The organism is Pelolinea submarina, from assembly GCF_003966975.1.
Taxonomy (GTDB): domain Bacteria; phylum Chloroflexota; class Anaerolineae; order Anaerolineales; family Anaerolineaceae; genus Pelolinea; species Pelolinea submarina.
Window position 1 is genome coordinate 3166027 of the sequence record NZ_AP018437.1, and the last position, 16769, is coordinate 3182795.

The window sequence follows — 16769 nt, forward strand, 5'->3', positions numbered from 1 at the left end:
CCCTGGCAGTTAGGGTTTGATGGCGTCTTCAGCGGAATAATACGTCACGGTCGGCTGTCCAAAGACCAAAACGTCCGTAATATCATAATCATCAATAAATTGCTGCAGCCGTTTGGTGCTGTTCTCTTCAAAGCGCAGATCGATCACATAAGTATCGTGAAAGTGCGAAGCCAGATACATCTGGATGGTGCGCGAGTAAGAGGACGTGACCATCAATAAGTTGCGCCTGGTTTCGTTATTAAAGTGGAACTGGATCAGGATCTGCTGCTTGCCGTAGAAACCCCGGTAATGATTGAAGAACTTTTCCCGGCTGTAGATCCCATTGAGATAGTTTTCCCGTCCGCTGTAGTTGCTTAACTCCCCATCCACGTACGTGTCATAGGCGGGCATCGAAACGTTGGCATATTCAAGGATATCCGGTTCGACTGGGTAAAGTGATTTGCGCGCCATGGAACCCTGAAATTCCAGACCATCAATTTTCTTGATCGCCTCCGCCGTTAGCATGGGACTGATGTCGGGATATTGATCTTTCAGCAGGGCATAGATCTGTTCATAAGCATCCAACGAAGCGCGGATGTTCCAGTGCTGGTCGGTCCTAAAGAAGCGCTTCTGGTAATCCGCGTAGCTGTTCAACGCAAAGTTCGCGAAGGCCAGGTTTTCCGGCTTATTTGCTAAAAAGTAATCGAGCGATTGGCCGTTGTCTGCCTGCGGGAAGTAGGCATTCAACGGGTAGAAGCGCGAATAGGGCAGCGTTTCGATGTTGTACACGTAGAAGTGAATATCAGGATATTCCGCTAGTAGTTGTTCATAATTGGCAATGCGCGTGTCGATCGCCTCTTTTTCCGCCTGATTGAACAAAGCCAGGTCCTGCATCAGGTTCTCACCCCGGCGGTCGACGTATAAGCCGGAATTAAATGAAGCCGGGTAAGCTTCGTCCGGCAGGGCTGCATATGCACTGTGGATAACCGCGCGGTCGAAAGACTTCGCCAACTCGACCAGCGGGATGCGCAGCAGCATCTGCTCCGCTGCGGCCTTGTTAACCGTACGTTGGAAAGAGCCGCTGATGAACCGGTTAAAAAAGACCTCACCCGCCTCGGCGTACAAGCCCTGATAAACGCGCTTCAGGCCGATCTTAAAATCCTGAACAGAAACCTGCGGAAAAACCACCAGCTTGCGGTCCTCTAAAATGGAATCTTCGGTCCATGCCCCATTACGTGACAGCCAGAAAATCAACGGGCTGATCAATAGGGCAAAGATGATAAGGATGAAAACCAAATTTTGAATATATTTTTTCATGCTCGACCTAAAACTCCGAATAGAGAAATGCCTGGTAACTGCCGGAAACGGTGACTGCCGTACATAAGAGAAATACACCAACCAGAAGGGCATCCAATACAAGGGACGTTACTTTGTTTTTCCGCATGCGGTCATAAATTTCTTTAAATAGCGGTGTGCTGGCGATGATACCCAGCAGCAGCAGCGGGAAATACATCAGGATATTCAGGGTGCGGGCCGTGTTCAGCCCGGAAGGCTGTCCGGCTCCTACCAGCGCTTTGAAGAACGGTCCCCAATTGGCGACGTCCTCAATCTTGAAGAACACCCAGCCAATCAGGATGAGCAGCAACGCATACACGCGCTGAAGAAAAACCGGCAGCTTTTTCAGCCAGCGTCCCAGGAAACTGGATTCCAGCACGCTGATTAGCCCAAAATACAGCCCCCACAGGATGAAATTGGGCGTAATCCCATGCCAAAAACCGGTCACCAGGAAGACAATCAACAGGTTGGATTGTTGGCGAAAGTGCTTCAGTTTTCGGCGCGCGATTTCAAGCGGCATGAAGATATACGTGCGGAAGAAGTTCATCAGCGACATATGCCAGCGACGCCAGAAATCGGCTATGCTGCGGCTGAGATAAGGGAAGTTGAAGTTCTCCGGCAGCTTGAAACCCAGCATACGCGCCAGGCCAATGGCCATGTCCGTGTAGCCGGAAAAGTCCATGTAGATTTGCACGGCAAAAGCCAGCAGCCCATACCAGGCCAGGCCGGCAGCCATGTCGCTGCCCTGCAGCCCAAACACTTTATCAGCCACCACGGCCAGGTTATCGGCAATCAGTACTTTTTTGGTCAAGCCAATGATGAAGCGCCGCAGCCCATCGGCTATATCATCCAGGTTCGTGCGGGGAGAGGCCAGGTCTGTCTGCATATCCTTGAATCGCGTGATCGGCCCCTGCAGCAGCTTGGGAAAGAAGGCCATGTAGTTTGCCAACCGCAGCAGGTTTGTTTCTGCCTCAATCTCCCCGCGATTGACGTCCACCAGGTAAGAAATAGCCGAAAACGTGAAAAAGGAAATACCCAACGGGAATCTCAGGTTAGGGAATTGCGTGCGCAGTGCGTTGAGCAGCGGCAGGTTGAATTGCGCCGTAGTAGCGGCCTTCAGCAGCACCAGCGGCAGCAGGTTGACCGCGATGGAAATGCCGGTCAACAAACCGGCATCGCCGCCCGCGGCGTTCTTTTTATCAATCCAGCGCCCGGCTGCCCAGTTATAGAGGATCAACAGGAGTAGCAAGAATACGTAAACAGGCTCGCCCCAGGTGTAAAAAACCAGCGAAGCCAGCAGCAGAATGACGTTGCGGTAGGCAGCGGAGCGGTTTAAATTGTAGAGGATCAGGACGATGGGAAAGAAAATAAATAAAAATACCAGTGACGGAAAAAGCATAATTTGGCAGACCCTGATTCTTAAGTATGGCTTATTCTAATATAGCGGCGGATGCCCGGCAAGCCGCATATGACTGGTCAGCGTTAAATCAACCATCAGTAGGAATCTGAATAATTGCTGAGTAGGAACAGCAATGCGAAAATTGTTTTCCTTTTTCCGGGGAAAGAGTCAAAGGTGAAGGACTTTTCCTAATCTATTTGGTGATTTTTACAGGAAGTGACTGAAAAACTTGTTTCAATACACTCACATTGCTCATTAATATACATGTGTTTGTGGTAAAAATGAATTAAATAGGAATTCTCAGGGAAAAAACTATCCATGGCACGTATAGACCAACTCTTATCATTTTGCACTGTAGTGGAACTGAAGAGTTTTTCGCTGGCAGCCGAACGGTTGGGACTGACACAGCCCACCATCAGCCTGCAGATCAAGGCTTTGGAAGGCGAATTCGGCACTGTACTGCTGCATCGTGAAAGCCATCACATCATGCCTACCAGCGAGGGTAAGATTGTTTACGACAACGCAATAAAAATTCTGGCCTTGTACGAAAAGACACGCCAGGCGGTCTACCAGAATCGTGGGGACTTCAGCGGCAACCTGACCATCGGCGCCAGTTCCGGGCCGGCGGAATATCCCATTCCTCTGCTGCTGGGGAAGTTTAAGAGCGAACACCCCGAATGCACTATCAATTTGCAGGTGGGCGATTCCAGCGAGGTCATCGATAAAGTTTTCAAACAATCGTTGGAGTTAGGTTTCGTTGGCACCAAGCGCCGCGATGGAAACCTGTACTTCGAACCTTACCTGGAAGACAAGTTGGTGTTGGTAGCCGCCAAGGATCACCCCGTCGCGCAAAAAAAACGCATTTCCTTCCAGGAATTATTCGAAGTGCCGCTCATCATGCAGCAGCCCGGTTCTGGCGCTACCATCAATTTGCAGGAAGCCCTGTCCGCCGGCGGTTTGAATTTCAACGACTTGAACATCCTGATGGAACTGGGCTTGCAGGATTCGGTCAAAAGCGCGGTGGCGGCCGGCTATGGGGCAGCCATTATCTCTTCTTTAGGCATTAAAAAGGAAATTGAATCCGGTATACTCCAGGAAATTGAAGTGGAAGGGCTGGATTTATACCGCCAAATTTTTATCTGCTATAATCGCATGCTGCCGTTAACAAATATTACCAAGGAATTTTTAGCTTTTGCCATCCGCAACAAGGGCCTCTGATATGTTTTCTTCCGCAGCTATTACTTATACCTGGAAACAGATTTTTTACCGTTTGGGATTGGAGTATCAGGCGGAATTTATTCATATTGGCAATAAACGCGTCCGTTGTGTTTATGACGCGCAAGCTTCCAGTGCGGATGATTCAGCAGCGTTTACCCTGCACATTCAACCCTGTCCGGAAAGCGCCCTGGACGAAATGGCCGCCGGGAAGCCGGATAAATTGACCAGCCTGTCTCCCTTTCAATTCCTGCCCACTGGCGCTTCCGACTTCCCTTTTGATACGCTCCCCATCCTTTTCTGGGGAGATGCTTCCACCGGGAAATTCGCCGAAATACAGGGAAAAAAACTGACTCTGCACGCGGACATCCTGGCGGCGACATTCTTCATGCTCTCCCGCTACGAGGAGATCGACAGCCCGCACTTGGACAAGCATGGACGCTACCTATACAGCGCCAGCGTAGCCAGCCGCTACGGATTGATCGACCTGCCCATCGTAGACATTTATGCCCTGGTGTTGAAAACCTGGTTGGAAGCCCTGACCGGCGAACACATCACCCCGCCGCATCGCTTTACTTTCCATTTCTCTCACGATGTGGACTTCATGTTCCTGTCACATCCCTTCCACAAATGGTTGGATGTGATGGTGCGCGACTTGGCTAAGGGCCGCCTGGATTTTTTCAAACAGGATTTTCCCAGTCTGTTCCAAAGCTACACAGAAGACGTTTATTATCGCGATCTGCGCCGCCTGGTTGAAATGGCCCAGGCGAACGGAGGACACGAGGTGTTCTACCTGTTGACTTCGCGGGAACCCTTCGCGCGCGACGGCTACTCGCTGAAAGCCCGGCGTGTCCGGACTGTGCTGGAATATCTCAAAGAAAACGGTATGGAAATCGGCCTGCATGCCAGTTACCGCTCATACGACAAACCTGCGCTGTATAAAGCAGAAAAGCAGCGCCTGGAAATGGCCATCGGCCGCACCTGCCGTGGTTCGCGCCAGCACTACCTGCGTATCCGCACACCCTACACTTGGAACCAGATGAAAGCAGCAGGGTTGGAATACGATGAATCCTACTGCTTCTCAGAGCATGAGGGCTTTCGCTGCGGTACCTGTTATCCTTATCCCGTTTTCGACGTCCAGCAGGACCGTGAGTTGGATTTTACCGAGCTGCCCCTGATCGTGATGGAAACCAGCCTGCGGGTTTACCGCAAATTGAGCGCCGCGCAGGGCATTGAGAGCATCATGAAATTGGCTCACACCTGCCAAAAAGTAAACGGCACCTTCACCATGCTGTGGCACAACACCTGTTTGGATCGCGAATGGCAGGAATGGGGCCGGCAGCTGCCGGATTGGGTAAAGACCCTGACGGAAATGGCGCACCAATAGAATATAAAGGAAACTCGATAATACGCTATGGCTAACATTCTCGTTCCGGATTACGCCGGCCAGCAGGTCATCGCCGGTATCAAATCGCTCTCTCTTCATGGAGATACCTGCGATTTGGCCTGGGATATTAAAAAGACCGACCAATTATTCAAAAGCAAATATATCCGGGAGCTCTATTCCATTCCCCCGGCCCGCGAGGATTCTGATGATTACGCACATGGGTTGGTTGAACTGCTCCAATCGCATCCGTACGATATGATCATCCCTTTCGGCAACGACGCCAACCACGCGGTTAACCGCGCCCAGGACGAAATCCGGAAATATACCCGCGTACTGACCCCTTCGCGCCGCGCGCACGAAATCGCCTATGATAAGCAGGCTACCGCGCAGCACTGCCGTGAAGTGGGCATCGACGCCCCAGCCACCTTTTTTGATTACGCGGAAACAGACCTGCCGGCCATTGCCAACAATCTGCGCTATCCGGTGGTTATCAAAGCCCGCAGCGGTTCCGGCGTAAAATCCGGTTTGCGCTACGCTACCAACCAAACCGAACTGCTGGCCAAATATCACGAACTGAGCGACCTCATCCACGCCAACGACCACGCAGAATATGCCAATCCAATCATCCAGGAATTCATCCCCGGCTACGTGCATGATGCCTGCCTGCTGCTGGAAAATGGGAAAACATTGGTAACGCTGACACAAATCCGCCATCTGATGTACCCCATCACCGGAGGCGTAGGCGCCATCAACTACACCACCCATGATGCCAAACTTAAGGAAGTCTCGATCCAATTGATGGAATCGTTGGATTGGACCGGGCCAGCAGAGGTGGAATTCAAGTACGATGAGCGCGATAAAAAGTACAAACTGATCGAGATTAATCCCAAGCTGTGGGGAACATTGGACCTTTCCATTCAATCCGGAGTTAGTTTTCCGGTGTTGATCCGCGACCTCTTAATGGGCGAGAAGGTCACCCAGCCATCTTATGATGCAGGGAATTGTTATTATTTCCTCTACCCTCAGACCTCTTTGGCGCGCCTGCAATCGTGGATGACTTTCGGGAAAGATAATCCCCCGGTACCCATCCGCATCACACGAAAATTCCGCGACGTGGACTGGGGTGACTTCAGGCCGCTTCTGGGGCGATTTCTCAAGACTGCCGCCATTGCCCTCACTGGTAATTTAGCCAATGAGACGCACAATCTGCCCAAAGAATTGATCAACCGCTAAATTCTTTCTTTCGACGCTTGTTCCTATAAAATTTCTTTATTTGCTTGCACTCAACAGCCGCATTTATAAAGTGGCTTAACTTGATTTTTCCAAGGAGAAGATATGTTTAAACATAAATCCAATCTATTGAATTTTTCAATTGCGATCATTTTGGTTGGCATGTTGATTTTGACCGCTTGCGGCAGTTCCTCCGGCAGCGCAAAATCTGAAATGGATACCGTAAAATACGGTGGCCAGCTATATCCGGAAGAATACCTGCTCAAAGGCCAGGATTTCTGGTCGAAATACGGCCTGACCGTACAGCACACCCTCTTTAGTTCGGGTGGAGAAAATAATCAGGCACTCATTTCCAACGCAATTGACATTAATATAGGCTCCGATAGCAAAAGCGTGGAGCTTTTCAACGCGATGGGCGACAAAGTTGTTATCATTGCAGCTTCCCAACGCGGCGATCGTTACTCCACCATGGTTCAAACTGATTCCGGCATCACCAGCTGGTACGACATGAAAGGCGAAACCGTAGGTATTCGCCTTGGGACTGGCGCGGAGCAGGTAGTGCGCAGATACTTTGAAGCCGTCGGCGACCTTTCCTGGGACGATTTCAACTGGGTTGACCTCAAGGTTGAAGACATGGCAGCAGCGTTAGCCGACGGCAGTATTGCTTCCTTTACCGCCTGGGAACCCACCCCGGCCATCGCGGAAGCAACCGGCAACGCGCAGGTCATGATGAGCTACGGCGATTATGCCCTGACCCCAGTCTTAATCCATACCAGCAAGGCTTATGCAGAGTCACACCACGATGAACTGGTCGCTTTCCTGAAAGGCCAGCTGGATAAAGTCGATATGATCCAAAACAATCCTGATGAAGCTGCGCGTATCGCCGCCGAAGCCGCTTCCGCGCAAGGCAGCGAAGTCGCTCCCGAAGTATTCAAAACCATCTTCGAACGCGTAGATTTTTCTCTGGATGTGGATGATGAAGTTTTGGCAGCGTTGAATGACACCGCCCAATTCTTGAAAGATCAAGGCAGCATTGATACAATTCCTGAATTCTATGTAGATATGAGCTTCCTTAAAGAAGCAGAAGAATCCCGATAGTCAGGATTTTTATTGAGACGAAAAATTTTTCTGGCCATACTTCCCATCGTAATCTTCCTTCTGGCATGGGAAGTATCGGCCAGACTGGAGTGGGTCAATCCGGTTTTATTTCCAGCCCCTTCAGCTATCTTAAATGAGCTAGTAGATCTCTTCCAGGAAGGTCTGCCGGCTCATTCCATATTAATCAATCACACGTTGGCAACACTGAAACGCCTGGGGATCGGCTTTAGCGTAGGTGTTCTGGCAGGAGTTCTAATGGGTGTGTTAATGGGATTGAGCAACCCCTCCTTCCATTTTTTCAATCCACTCATTCTGGTGCTCATGTCTATCCCCGGCATTGCACTGGCCCCCTTATTCATCATCTGGCTCGGCTTTGGCGACCCCACCATCATCACCTTAGGCGCGTTGAGTACCTTTTTCCCGGTAGTTTATTCCACTACGACCGGTGTGCGCAGCGTTGACCGACAGATGGTAAGAGCCGCCCAAATCATGGGCGCCAGCCGGCTGCAGGTTATCACCAGTGTTTATATTCCCTGGTCGGCCGCCTTTGTATTCAATGGCATCAAGCTGGGTTTGGCCCGCGGCTGGATGACCGTCATTGCGGTGGAATTTGTGGCCGCCAGTAATTATGGATTGGGGTACATGATTTGGTATGCTACTGAACGGCTCAAAGCGGATGTAGTTTATGCCGGAATATTGGTCATGATCCTGATTTACTTTATTCTGGATAAACTACTAATCGGGAATGTCGAGAAAAAGACCATTTCCCGCTGGGGTATGATCACTCAAAAGCAGGAAGAGTAGATAAATGACTGAGCAGAAAAAGAAATCAATCTCTCTATCCTCTAAATTAAAGTCATCGCTGGATTTTCTTTTCCCATTCCTGATAATCGGCATTGTTTGGGAAATTTTGGTGCAGACCGGCATCATCGAACTGCGCTCGCTCCCCGCCCCATCCACACTGCTGGCCAAGTTTTGGGAACTGACTTTCGTTAATGGCATCCTCTGGAAACATTTGGGCAGCAGCCTTTACCGCCTCGCCACCGGTTATTTGCTGGCTGTTCTGATTGGCACAGCCTTGGGCGCACTGCTCGCTCAAAAACCTTTGCTGCACGACATGTTTGAACCATCGCTGAACCTGCTCATGTCCGTGCCGACCATAGCCTGGATTCCGATATTTCTAATTACCCTGGGATTGGGCGATAAAACCGTTATCATAGCCATTTTCACCAGCAGTTTCTTTGCTATCACGTACAACACCATGCGTGGTATTGAAATGATCGACAAGAGCATCGTCAATGCCGCCCATCTGATGGGGCTGCATGGATTAAACCTGTTCCTGGAAGTACTGCTGCCGGCCTCCATGTTATCAATCATCAACGGTCTGCGCCTGGCCATCGGCTATGCCTGGCGCGCGCTGGTAGGCGGTGAGCTATTGGCAGCCATGATTGAATGGGGCTTGGGGAAGATGGTTTACCAGGCACGCTACTTCAACGACGCTTCGGTCATGCTTCTGGGCTTGTTGATCATCGGCATCACCGGCTTCCTGCTGGACAAGACATTCCTCACCATTCTGGAACGCAACACAGTGGAAAAATGGGGCATGACGGCTAAAAAATAGAAATGTATGGAAAATAAGATGGACCCAATTATTCAGATTCAGGACTTATATAAGACCTTCACCGAAAACGATAAGGAGTTGGTGGCGCTGGACCATATCAACCTGGATATTCCCCGCAACCAGTTCACCGTATTGATCGGACCTTCCGGCTGCGGCAAGACCACCCTGCTTAACACCATCGCCGGTTTCGAAAAAGCGACCAGCGGGAAGATCTTGCTGGACGGCAAGCCTATCCTGAAACCAGCCCCGGACCGCGGTTATGTCTTTCAGGATTATGCGTTATTCCCATGGCTGACTGTATTGGGCAACATCACCTTCGGACTGACACATAACGGCTGGGAGAAAAAGGGGGCTGAGGAAAAAGCGCGCGAATATATCGACCTGGTGCATTTGCAGGGCTTCGAAGAGGCATATCCACACACCCTCTCCGGCGGCATGAAGCAGCGCGTGGCCATCGCACGCGCGCTGGCTTACAACCCCGAAGTGCTGTTGATGGACGAACCTTTTGGCGCGCTGGACGCCCAAACCCGCAAGCACATGCAGCGCGAGCTGGTCAAGATCCTGGAAAAAGAACAGAAAACTGTGGTATTCGTCACGCACAGCGTGATTGAAGCCGTCTTTCTGGCCGATCTGGTGATCGTTATGACCGCCCGCCCCGGCAAGGTCAAAGGCATGGTAAAAATTGATCTGCCGCGCAAACGCTCTTACGTGGAAGACCACTACCTGCACTACCGCGAACAAATTTTGGAATTGCTTGAAGAGGAAGTGGAAAAGGGATTCGAGGATTAAACCCGCCCGCGACCTACTTTACGGGCCGAAGAAAATGGATTCCGGATTCGATGGTCACTTTCATGACAAAATCATAGCAGTCTATTGTAGAAGCGATAACCAGGTCTTCTCTTGGGAAGATTCGATCTTCCCAGTCAAAATATTTCTCACCGCTTTTCGATTTCGCCACTCGATCTAAAATCTCTCCACACCTTACCTCTTTTTTTAATAAATGTGCCTCAATCATATCCGCACAAGCTCTGTCCTCATCCCCCCAACCTCCTTCGAAAACGCCGGATTCGACCAGAGTCAAGGATGAAGGTTGTACCTGATTAATATAATAAACCGTAGCGTCGAGACAGCAGAGTGAAGCCGCCAATAAATATCTGGCGTTTGATGATCGCAGGACACCTTGTGTACCGGCTGTCGTCCGTTGGATCAACCTTCTACCGGATAAATCCACATTTATTAATGCAGAGGGAGAATTGCCGTAATCCACTCCCTCAATCGGTATGCCGTTTACTTCGCCAATCAACAGCGAACCAGGGTAAGTCTTGGACAGGTTAAATAGTTCATCCACCGTACTGACTAAAATGATTTCGCTTGCCCCATTGGCAAAAGCGACCGCGGCGGTGGTAAACGCTCGCAAGACGTCAATCACCACAACGAAATCCGTTTCTGTACCGCAAGTCTCCAAGTTGGCTCGCTGTATTTTCAATGGATTCTCCACAAATGATTGCTTAATATTCTAAAACGTTAATTAGGTTGAGCAAAGGGCAACGCCAGGAATCAGTTTTTCATATCTTTTAAGAAAATCTCCGGTATTATTCAATCCGGAATTTTTTTATTAAGATTTTGATTGATGGGAATTTGAATTACTCGGCCAATCCTCTTCCAACAAATTGGAGCAGTGCAGTTCCACAGCAAACTCCGGTACGTTGGAAATAGTGTCCATGACCGGGCAGTTTTTTTCAACAAATTCAACCAGCTTGCAAACTTCTTCTTCCGTATTGTTGGCATTTATGTAATACGTAGTCGTCACTTTGGTAAGACCGATCTTGGCATCCTTATTCCTGCCAAGAAAGCCATCCGGGTCGAAAATACCGTTCACATCGATCTGTACCGATTTAAGGTCGATGCCATATTTTTCCGCGAACACTCTGGCTATAATGCATTTGCTGGCTCCCAATGCGGAAAGCAGCACCTCCAACGGATTCATACCCAGATCATTACCACCTATGGATAACGGTCCATTCAGAATAAATGAAAAGCCTCTGGATTCACATTGGGTGGTAAACCCATCGTACAATCTCGCTTTGGCATAAACCATTACATCAGCCACAATCAGCCTCCGTGGATTCCTTTATAATGAAGATAATACTAGAAATAATACCCTTAAAAATATATTATATGAAACCTGCACATATTTTCCGAAAATTTTTTCAATCACTCATACTCATTTTATTAACCACCGGTATTTCCGCCTGCCAACCGGCCAAACAGCCGCTGCATTATGGCGGCCAGCTTTACGCCGATGAACTTCTCTTACAGGGGATGAATACCTGGGCAGCTCATGGCAGCCAGGTGGAACATGTTCTTTACAGGAACCCTGACGATTTGATCACGGCATTCCAAAACGGGATAGCGGATGTGGCGCTTTTTTCGGACATTCAAACCGCGCAGATTTTTAGCGCGATGGGTGAAGACGCGCTTATCATCGCCGTCTCTGAGAGCGGCAACCGTGTCAGCACCATCGTACGTGCTGATTCTGAAATTACAAGTTGGGCCGATTTGTCGGGCAAAAAAGTTGCCCTGCGCAGCGGCAGCGGCGCTGAACTTGCGCTTAAAAGGTATTTCGCTTTGAATAGCAATTTGGATTGGGATGCAATTGAATGGGTCAACCTGCCTGTGGAGGACATGCCCGCAGCCCTGTCAGGCGGAACTGTCGACGCCATCACGGCTACAGAGCCCATCCCGGCTATGGCACAAGCCGGCGGCGGCATGCGGGTGATGCAAAGTTACGGAGACTGCTGTCCCGCGCCGTTGGTATTGGTAACCACGCGCGATTACGCCCGGCAAAACAGCCAGCTTTTAATCGCCTTCCTGCAAGGCCAATTAGATAAAGCCGCCCTAATCCGGAGCGACGCCGCTCTGGCAGCGCGCACCGCTTCCGCCCAGGCAGCTGTTTACGGGCTGGACGTGCCAGCCGCCGCATACCATATCGTATTCAAACGCGTTAATTTCGACATGACTTTGGAAGGTCCGCTGCTCTCTGCGCTGGAAAACACCGCCGCAGATATGGTGAATGCCGGTTTATTGGAAGAAGAACCGTCATTTCAGGTTGATTTGCAGTATCTGGAATCTGCAATAGAGAAGAATTCACCCGAAATTCCGTAGTTTCGAATTGTCAGATTATTCTTAATGCTTTTGAATCAGCTTGCGACTGATCTTAAAGCATGATAGAATTTCCAAGTAAGTACAAGCTTTATTGTTCCCGTCGAAAAGTGGGTTGTCCCCACTTTTCTGCTTATAATAGAAAAGTAAATTTTGGAGTAACTCTGGCATGAAAAATGAATTTGTGCTGGCCTTCAACGAAGTCCTAGAAGAAAAAGGGCTGCCCAAAGAGACCATTTTGGAAGCTTTGGCGCATGCGCTTGTTTCTGCATACCGGAAATCCATGAACGTTTCCAGTGCGCAGGAAGTAAAAGCCATTATCGACCTGGATAAAGGTGAATTCGGCATCCTGGCAGAAAAAGAAGTTGTCGAGGAAGTTCAAAATGATTTGACCGAAGTCACCCTGGAAGTCGCCAGGCAGTTTGACCCCGAAGCCAATTTAGGCGACCTGGTCATGGTTGACAGCACACCGGAAGACTTCGGGCGCGTAGCAGCTCAAAATGCCCGCCAGGTCATTCAGGAAAAAATCCGCCAGGCTGAATACGCTGCTCAAATTGAATATTATGAAAAACAGTTGGGCGAGATCATCAGCGGCATCGTTCAGGCTACCAATTCCCAGGGTATGACCATCGGCTTGGAATTGAACGCCGAAGGTACCATGCCGCGCAAGGAAATGATCCCCTTTGAACGCTTCCGCATTCATGACCGTGTACGCGCTTTGGTCGCAGAGATCAAAGAAACCGGCCGCGGACCGCAAATCATCCTTTCCCGCACCCACCGCGATTTCCTGCGGCGCTTGCTGGAAAACGAAGTTCCTGAAATTTTCCACGGCGTGGTTGAAATTCGTTCCATCGCACGTGAACCCGGCCATCGCGCCAAAGTAGCTGTCTCCACCTCCCAGCAGGGCATTGACCCGGTGGGCGCTTGTGTGGGCCAGCGCGGCGTACGCATCCAGGCCATTGTGCGCGAGCTGCACGATGAGAAGATCGACGTGATCGAATGGAATCCGGATCCGACTGCCTTCATTGCCAAAGCTATCAGCCCGGCACGCGTCAACGGCGTTTATTTAAAAGAAAGTGTGGACGGTTCGCGCAACGCGCTGGTAGTGGTACCTGAAGACCAGCTCAGTCTGGCTATTGGCCGCGATGGGCAGAATGCCCGTTTGGCCGCCAAGCTGACCGGCTGGCGCATCGACATCAAGAGCCTGCCGGAATCTATTTCGGATTGGCTGTTCTCGCTGCAAAATAAACCCGAATTGAAAGAAATGGCCGAGGAAGAAAAAGAGGCTATTGCGCAAGCCGAAGATATCATGGCTCGCAAAGTTGACGGCCGTGTCATCAATCCTGAAGAATATGATTTCCTGACCAAATTCAATGACCGGTTGGAGAAGTATGCCACCCGCAAACATCAAGCGGAATTTGAAAAACAGCAAAAGCTGCGCGATGAAGTTATGGAAACCATTCCTCCGGCTGCCTTTGAAATGGATCTGTCTGGAACGGGATTACAAGCCAATATTCTGGAAGCACTGGTGGAAGCCGGTTATGATACAGCCGGGAAATTAGTGCTGACCAGTAAATTGAATCCGGATGCCCTTCTGGAAGTGAATGGCTTTGGGCCGAAAGCTTTGGAACGCGTGGCGGAATTCGCCGAAGTGCTTCCCGAGCTCATTCCCGAGCCCGTTGAGGAAGAAGAGCCCGTTGCCGAGCAGCCGGTGGAAGAACAACCGGAATTAGAGGCTGAAATTCCAGTAGAAATACAGGAAGAAACCATCCTCGAAGCCGGGCAACCGGAAGAACCTGAAGCTCAACTTGAAGAAACCGTCGCAGCTGAAGCGGAAAAACCAACGGCAGAAGAAGGCGAAGAAGAACTTTCCTTCGACCAAATGTTCACGGTAAAACCTGAAGCATTTGAGCCTGAAGAGGAAAGCGAAGACGAAGAAGAAAGCAGCGAAGAAGGCGGAACAACCGACGGCAAGAAAAAGAGAAAGAAAAAAGTCAAACGGTTCCGTGAATTGGAATACGATCCCGAGCGGGATGTTGTGGTCGCGAAGAAGAAACACAAACGCGATGGAACCCCTTGGAATGAATGGGAAGAAGAATAAATTTTAATAAACGTTAAAGGCGGTGAATAAACAAAAGTCTCGCGTGAAGCATATTCCGCAGCGAACATGTGTTGGCTGCCGGGAAACGCTCTCCAAAAGAGGGCTAATGCGCATTGTATGCACTCCGGATGGAGTCCGCTACGACGCGACCGGCAAAGCGGAAGGCAGGGGCGCCTACCTGCATGATAAAAAATCATGCTGGGAGCGAGCACTTAGAGGTAGTTTGGCACACGCATTGAAAACAGAATTGACACAAGCGGACAGAGATTACATCGCTCAAATCATTTCAGAACTAAAGGATGATGAGTGAAATACACTGACCACTTATTGCTAACAAAGGCTAATTCAATGTAGACAATCAAGCGTTCAAATCGCTCGCCGAGCTACCAAGAGAGAGGCAAATGTTTCAAAGAAGTATTCACTGCAGGGGCAATCTGAAATGGAGGCATCTATGAGCGATAAGAACACAAAGACAATCGATTTACCCAATGTCACGACAGTACGTGACTTAGCAAAGAAAGTTGATAGCAGTCCCATCCAGGTCATTAAGGTATTAATGGCCAATGGGGTTATGGCAAACATCAACCAGCAAATCGATTTTGACACGGCGGCTGTGGTCGCGGCTGAAATGGGTTATGAAGCCTCACTGGAAATTCCCGAAATCTCTGAAGAACAAGTTGGCGAAATACCGCTCTGGCGGCGCTTGATTGAAGACGAAGACGCGAAAAACCTGGTCAACCGCCCTCCGGTGGTGACCATTCTCGGACATGTAGATCACGGTAAAACCACACTTTTGGACGCTATCCGCCACACCAATGTGGCCGGGGGCGAATCCGGCGGTATTACCCAACATATCGGCGCTTACCAGATTATGCACAAGAAGCGCAAAATCACCTTCCTCGATACACCCGGACACGCGGCTTTCACAGCCATGCGCGCACGCGGTGCTCAAGGCGCCGACATTGTGGTGCTGGTGGTGGCGGCTAATGACGGCGTTATGCCGCAGACCCGCGAAGCCATCGCCCACGCACGCGCCGCACGCGTTCCGATCGTGGTCGCACTGAACAAAATCGACCTGCCGGACGCCAACCCGGATTACGTCAAACAGCAGCTGGCTGATGCCGGCCTGGTTTCGGACGAGTGGGATGGCGATACCATGATCATTCCCGTTTCCGCTAAGAAAAACATGGGCATCGACGACCTGCTGGAAGGAATCGTACTGGTAGCCGACAACTCCAAGATTATGGCCAATCCTCATGGAACCGTAATCGGCACCGTCATTGAAGCAGCCGTGGACAAGAGCCGCGGTGTCACTGCCACCCTGTTGGTGCAAAACGGTACTTTGAATGCGGGCGATGCCATTGCGGTCGGCATGACCTGCGGCAACATCCGCGCCATGTTTGATTTCAAAGGCAACGCCATCGAATCTGCCGAACCCTCCACCCCGGCGCAAATTCTGGGCTTGAACGATGTTCCCAAAGCCGGAGATATCTTCCAGGTTTGTGCTTCCGAACGTGAAGCGCGCGCGATTGTCAACGAACGCAAGATGAAGGCCGAACAATCAAAATCCACCCGTTCAATGACGACTTTGGAAGATCTGTTCTCAAAAGTAAAAGCCGGAGAGATGGGTGAGCTGCGTTTGATCTTGAAAGCGGATGTACAGGGTTCATTGGAGCCTATCATCAATGCGCTAAATGATATTGACCAGAGCGAAATCAAGATTAACGTGCTGTATACGGAAGCCGGAAATGTCACAGAAAACGATGTTCTCCTGGCCACCGCATCAAATGCGATTATCCTGGGTTTTAACGTGCATGCCGACGCATCCTCCAAGAATTTGGCGGAAAAAGAAGGCGTCTCGATTAGAACCTATGATATTATTTACCGTTTGATTGAGGATGTAGAAAAAGCTGTAAAAGGCATGCTGGCGCCTGAAAAGAAGGAAACCGCCATTGGTAAAGCTGAAGTTTTGCAGACATTCAAAATTACCAAAGTTGGTACCGTTGCTGGTTGCCGTGTCACTTCGGGAGAAATCCGCCGTAACGCTATGGTGCGGGTGATGCGCAACAACGAAAAAATCTTTGAGGGTGAGCTGGCCTCGCTCAAGCATGAAAAAGATAATGAAAAGGAAGTCCGCGAAGGTTTCGAATGCGGTCTGCGTGTCCGTGGATTTAATGATTTTGAAATTGGTGATACTGTTATCTCCTATACCATTGAGGAAGTTCAACGATAGGTTTACCTA

Annotated in this window: 15 protein-coding genes; 11 read left to right on the top strand and 4 right to left on the bottom strand. The window is 50.0% G+C overall.

The window, feature by feature from the left end:
- Window positions 1–9: 9 nt before the first annotated feature.
- Both Pelsub_RS13985 and Pelsub_RS13990 read right to left on the bottom strand, forming a co-directional pair.
- Window positions 10–1296: a hypothetical protein gene (locus tag Pelsub_RS13985; RefSeq protein WP_116225659.1), complete on the bottom strand. Its 1287-nt coding sequence runs from the start codon at window positions 1294–1296 to the stop codon at window positions 10–12.
- A 7-nt stretch (window positions 1297–1303) separates the two neighbouring features.
- Window positions 1304–2713 (bottom strand): MBOAT family O-acyltransferase, encoded by a 1410-nt coding sequence (locus Pelsub_RS13990; protein WP_116225660.1) that lies wholly within the window; start codon window positions 2711–2713, stop codon window positions 1304–1306.
- 318 nt (window positions 2714–3031) lie between these two features.
- On the opposite strand from Pelsub_RS13990, the gene Pelsub_RS13995 reads away from it, so the two are divergent.
- From Pelsub_RS13995 to Pelsub_RS14025, 7 genes are all read left to right on the top strand, one after another.
- On the top strand, window positions 3032–3931 hold the full coding sequence (locus Pelsub_RS13995; RefSeq protein WP_116225661.1) for a selenium metabolism-associated LysR family transcriptional regulator: 900 nt from the start codon (window positions 3032–3034) through the stop codon (window positions 3929–3931).
- 1 nt (window position 3932) lies between these two features.
- Entirely contained in the window at window positions 3933–5315 is a 1383-nt protein-coding gene (locus Pelsub_RS14000) for a polysaccharide deacetylase family protein (RefSeq protein ID WP_116225662.1), read from the top strand.
- Between the two features lie 27 nt (window positions 5316–5342).
- Window positions 5343–6548 (top strand): carboxylate--amine ligase, encoded by a 1206-nt coding sequence (locus Pelsub_RS14005; protein ID WP_116225663.1) that lies wholly within the window; start codon window positions 5343–5345, stop codon window positions 6546–6548.
- Window positions 6549–6650: 102 nt separating this feature from the next.
- The gene (locus tag Pelsub_RS14010; RefSeq protein ID WP_116225664.1) at window positions 6651–7643 is read left to right on the top strand and encodes an ABC transporter substrate-binding protein; all 993 of its coding nucleotides are present in this window, start codon (window positions 6651–6653) and stop codon (window positions 7641–7643) included.
- Between the two features lie 12 nt (window positions 7644–7655).
- A complete protein-coding gene (locus Pelsub_RS14015) occupies window positions 7656–8447 on the top strand; it encodes an ABC transporter permease (RefSeq protein ID WP_126440556.1) in 792 nt (263 codons plus the stop codon).
- A gap of 4 nt (window positions 8448–8451) precedes the next feature.
- Window positions 8452–9264, top strand: coding sequence for an ABC transporter permease (locus Pelsub_RS14020; protein ID WP_116225666.1), 813 nt, complete (start codon window positions 8452–8454; stop codon window positions 9262–9264).
- 18 nt (window positions 9265–9282) lie between these two features.
- Window positions 9283–10053 carry an ABC transporter ATP-binding protein gene (locus tag Pelsub_RS14025; protein ID WP_116225779.1) on the top strand — a complete coding sequence of 257 codons (771 nt, stop codon included), beginning with the start codon at window positions 9283–9285 and terminating at the stop codon, window positions 10051–10053.
- A gap of 13 nt (window positions 10054–10066) precedes the next feature.
- On the opposite strand, the gene Pelsub_RS14030 is transcribed toward Pelsub_RS14025, so the two are convergent.
- Window positions 10067–10750, bottom strand: coding sequence for a 2-phosphosulfolactate phosphatase (locus tag Pelsub_RS14030; RefSeq protein WP_158675131.1), 684 nt, complete (start codon window positions 10748–10750; stop codon window positions 10067–10069).
- 129 nt (window positions 10751–10879) lie between these two features.
- The gene (locus tag Pelsub_RS14035) at window positions 10880–11374 is read right to left on the bottom strand and encodes an OsmC family protein (protein WP_198418367.1); all 495 of its coding nucleotides are present in this window, start codon (window positions 11372–11374) and stop codon (window positions 10880–10882) included.
- A gap of 68 nt (window positions 11375–11442) precedes the next feature.
- On the opposite strand from Pelsub_RS14035, the gene Pelsub_RS14040 reads away from it, so the two are divergent.
- From Pelsub_RS14040 to infB, 4 genes are all read left to right on the top strand, one after another.
- Window positions 11443–12429 carry an ABC transporter substrate-binding protein gene (locus tag Pelsub_RS14040; protein WP_158675132.1) on the top strand — a complete coding sequence of 329 codons (987 nt, stop codon included), beginning with the start codon at window positions 11443–11445 and terminating at the stop codon, window positions 12427–12429.
- A gap of 166 nt (window positions 12430–12595) precedes the next feature.
- Window positions 12596–14527, top strand: a complete 1932-nt coding sequence (gene nusA / locus Pelsub_RS14045; protein ID WP_116225669.1) for a transcription termination factor NusA — start codon at window positions 12596–12598, stop codon at window positions 14525–14527.
- Between the two features lie 43 nt (window positions 14528–14570).
- A complete protein-coding gene (locus tag Pelsub_RS14050) occupies window positions 14571–14837 on the top strand; it encodes a YlxR family protein (protein ID WP_267896289.1) in 267 nt (88 codons plus the stop codon).
- A gap of 141 nt (window positions 14838–14978) precedes the next feature.
- Window positions 14979–16760 carry a translation initiation factor IF-2 gene (infB, locus tag Pelsub_RS14055; protein ID WP_232528600.1) on the top strand — a complete coding sequence of 594 codons (1782 nt, stop codon included), beginning with the start codon at window positions 14979–14981 and terminating at the stop codon, window positions 16758–16760.
- Window positions 16761–16769: the final 9 nt, after the last annotated feature.

What these genes read in the sequence shown, in the direction of transcription:
- Pelsub_RS13985 (WP_116225659.1), bottom strand. Translation starts at nt 1,296, where the DNA reads ATGAAAAAATATATTCAAAATTTGGTTTTCATCCTTATCATCTTTGCC.
- Pelsub_RS13990 (WP_116225660.1), bottom strand. Translation starts at nt 2,713, where the DNA reads ATGCTTTTTCCGTCACTGGTATTTTTATTTATTTTCTTTCCCATCGTC.
- Pelsub_RS13995 (WP_116225661.1), top strand. Translation starts at nt 3,032, where the DNA reads ATGGCACGTATAGACCAACTCTTATCATTTTGCACTGTAGTGGAACTG.
- Pelsub_RS14000 (WP_116225662.1), top strand. Translation starts at nt 3,933, where the DNA reads ATGTTTTCTTCCGCAGCTATTACTTATACCTGGAAACAGATTTTTTAC.
- Pelsub_RS14005 (WP_116225663.1), top strand. Translation starts at nt 5,343, where the DNA reads ATGGCTAACATTCTCGTTCCGGATTACGCCGGCCAGCAGGTCATCGCC.
- Pelsub_RS14010 (WP_116225664.1), top strand. Translation starts at nt 6,651, where the DNA reads ATGTTTAAACATAAATCCAATCTATTGAATTTTTCAATTGCGATCATT.
- Pelsub_RS14020 (WP_116225666.1), top strand. Translation starts at nt 8,452, where the DNA reads ATGACTGAGCAGAAAAAGAAATCAATCTCTCTATCCTCTAAATTAAAG.
- Pelsub_RS14025 (WP_116225779.1), top strand. Translation starts at nt 9,283, where the DNA reads ATGGACCCAATTATTCAGATTCAGGACTTATATAAGACCTTCACCGAA.
- Pelsub_RS14040 (WP_158675132.1), top strand. Translation starts at nt 11,443, where the DNA reads ATGAAACCTGCACATATTTTCCGAAAATTTTTTCAATCACTCATACTC.
- nusA (WP_116225669.1), top strand. Translation starts at nt 12,596, where the DNA reads ATGAAAAATGAATTTGTGCTGGCCTTCAACGAAGTCCTAGAAGAAAAA.
- infB (WP_232528600.1), top strand. Translation starts at nt 14,979, where the DNA reads ATGAGCGATAAGAACACAAAGACAATCGATTTACCCAATGTCACGACA.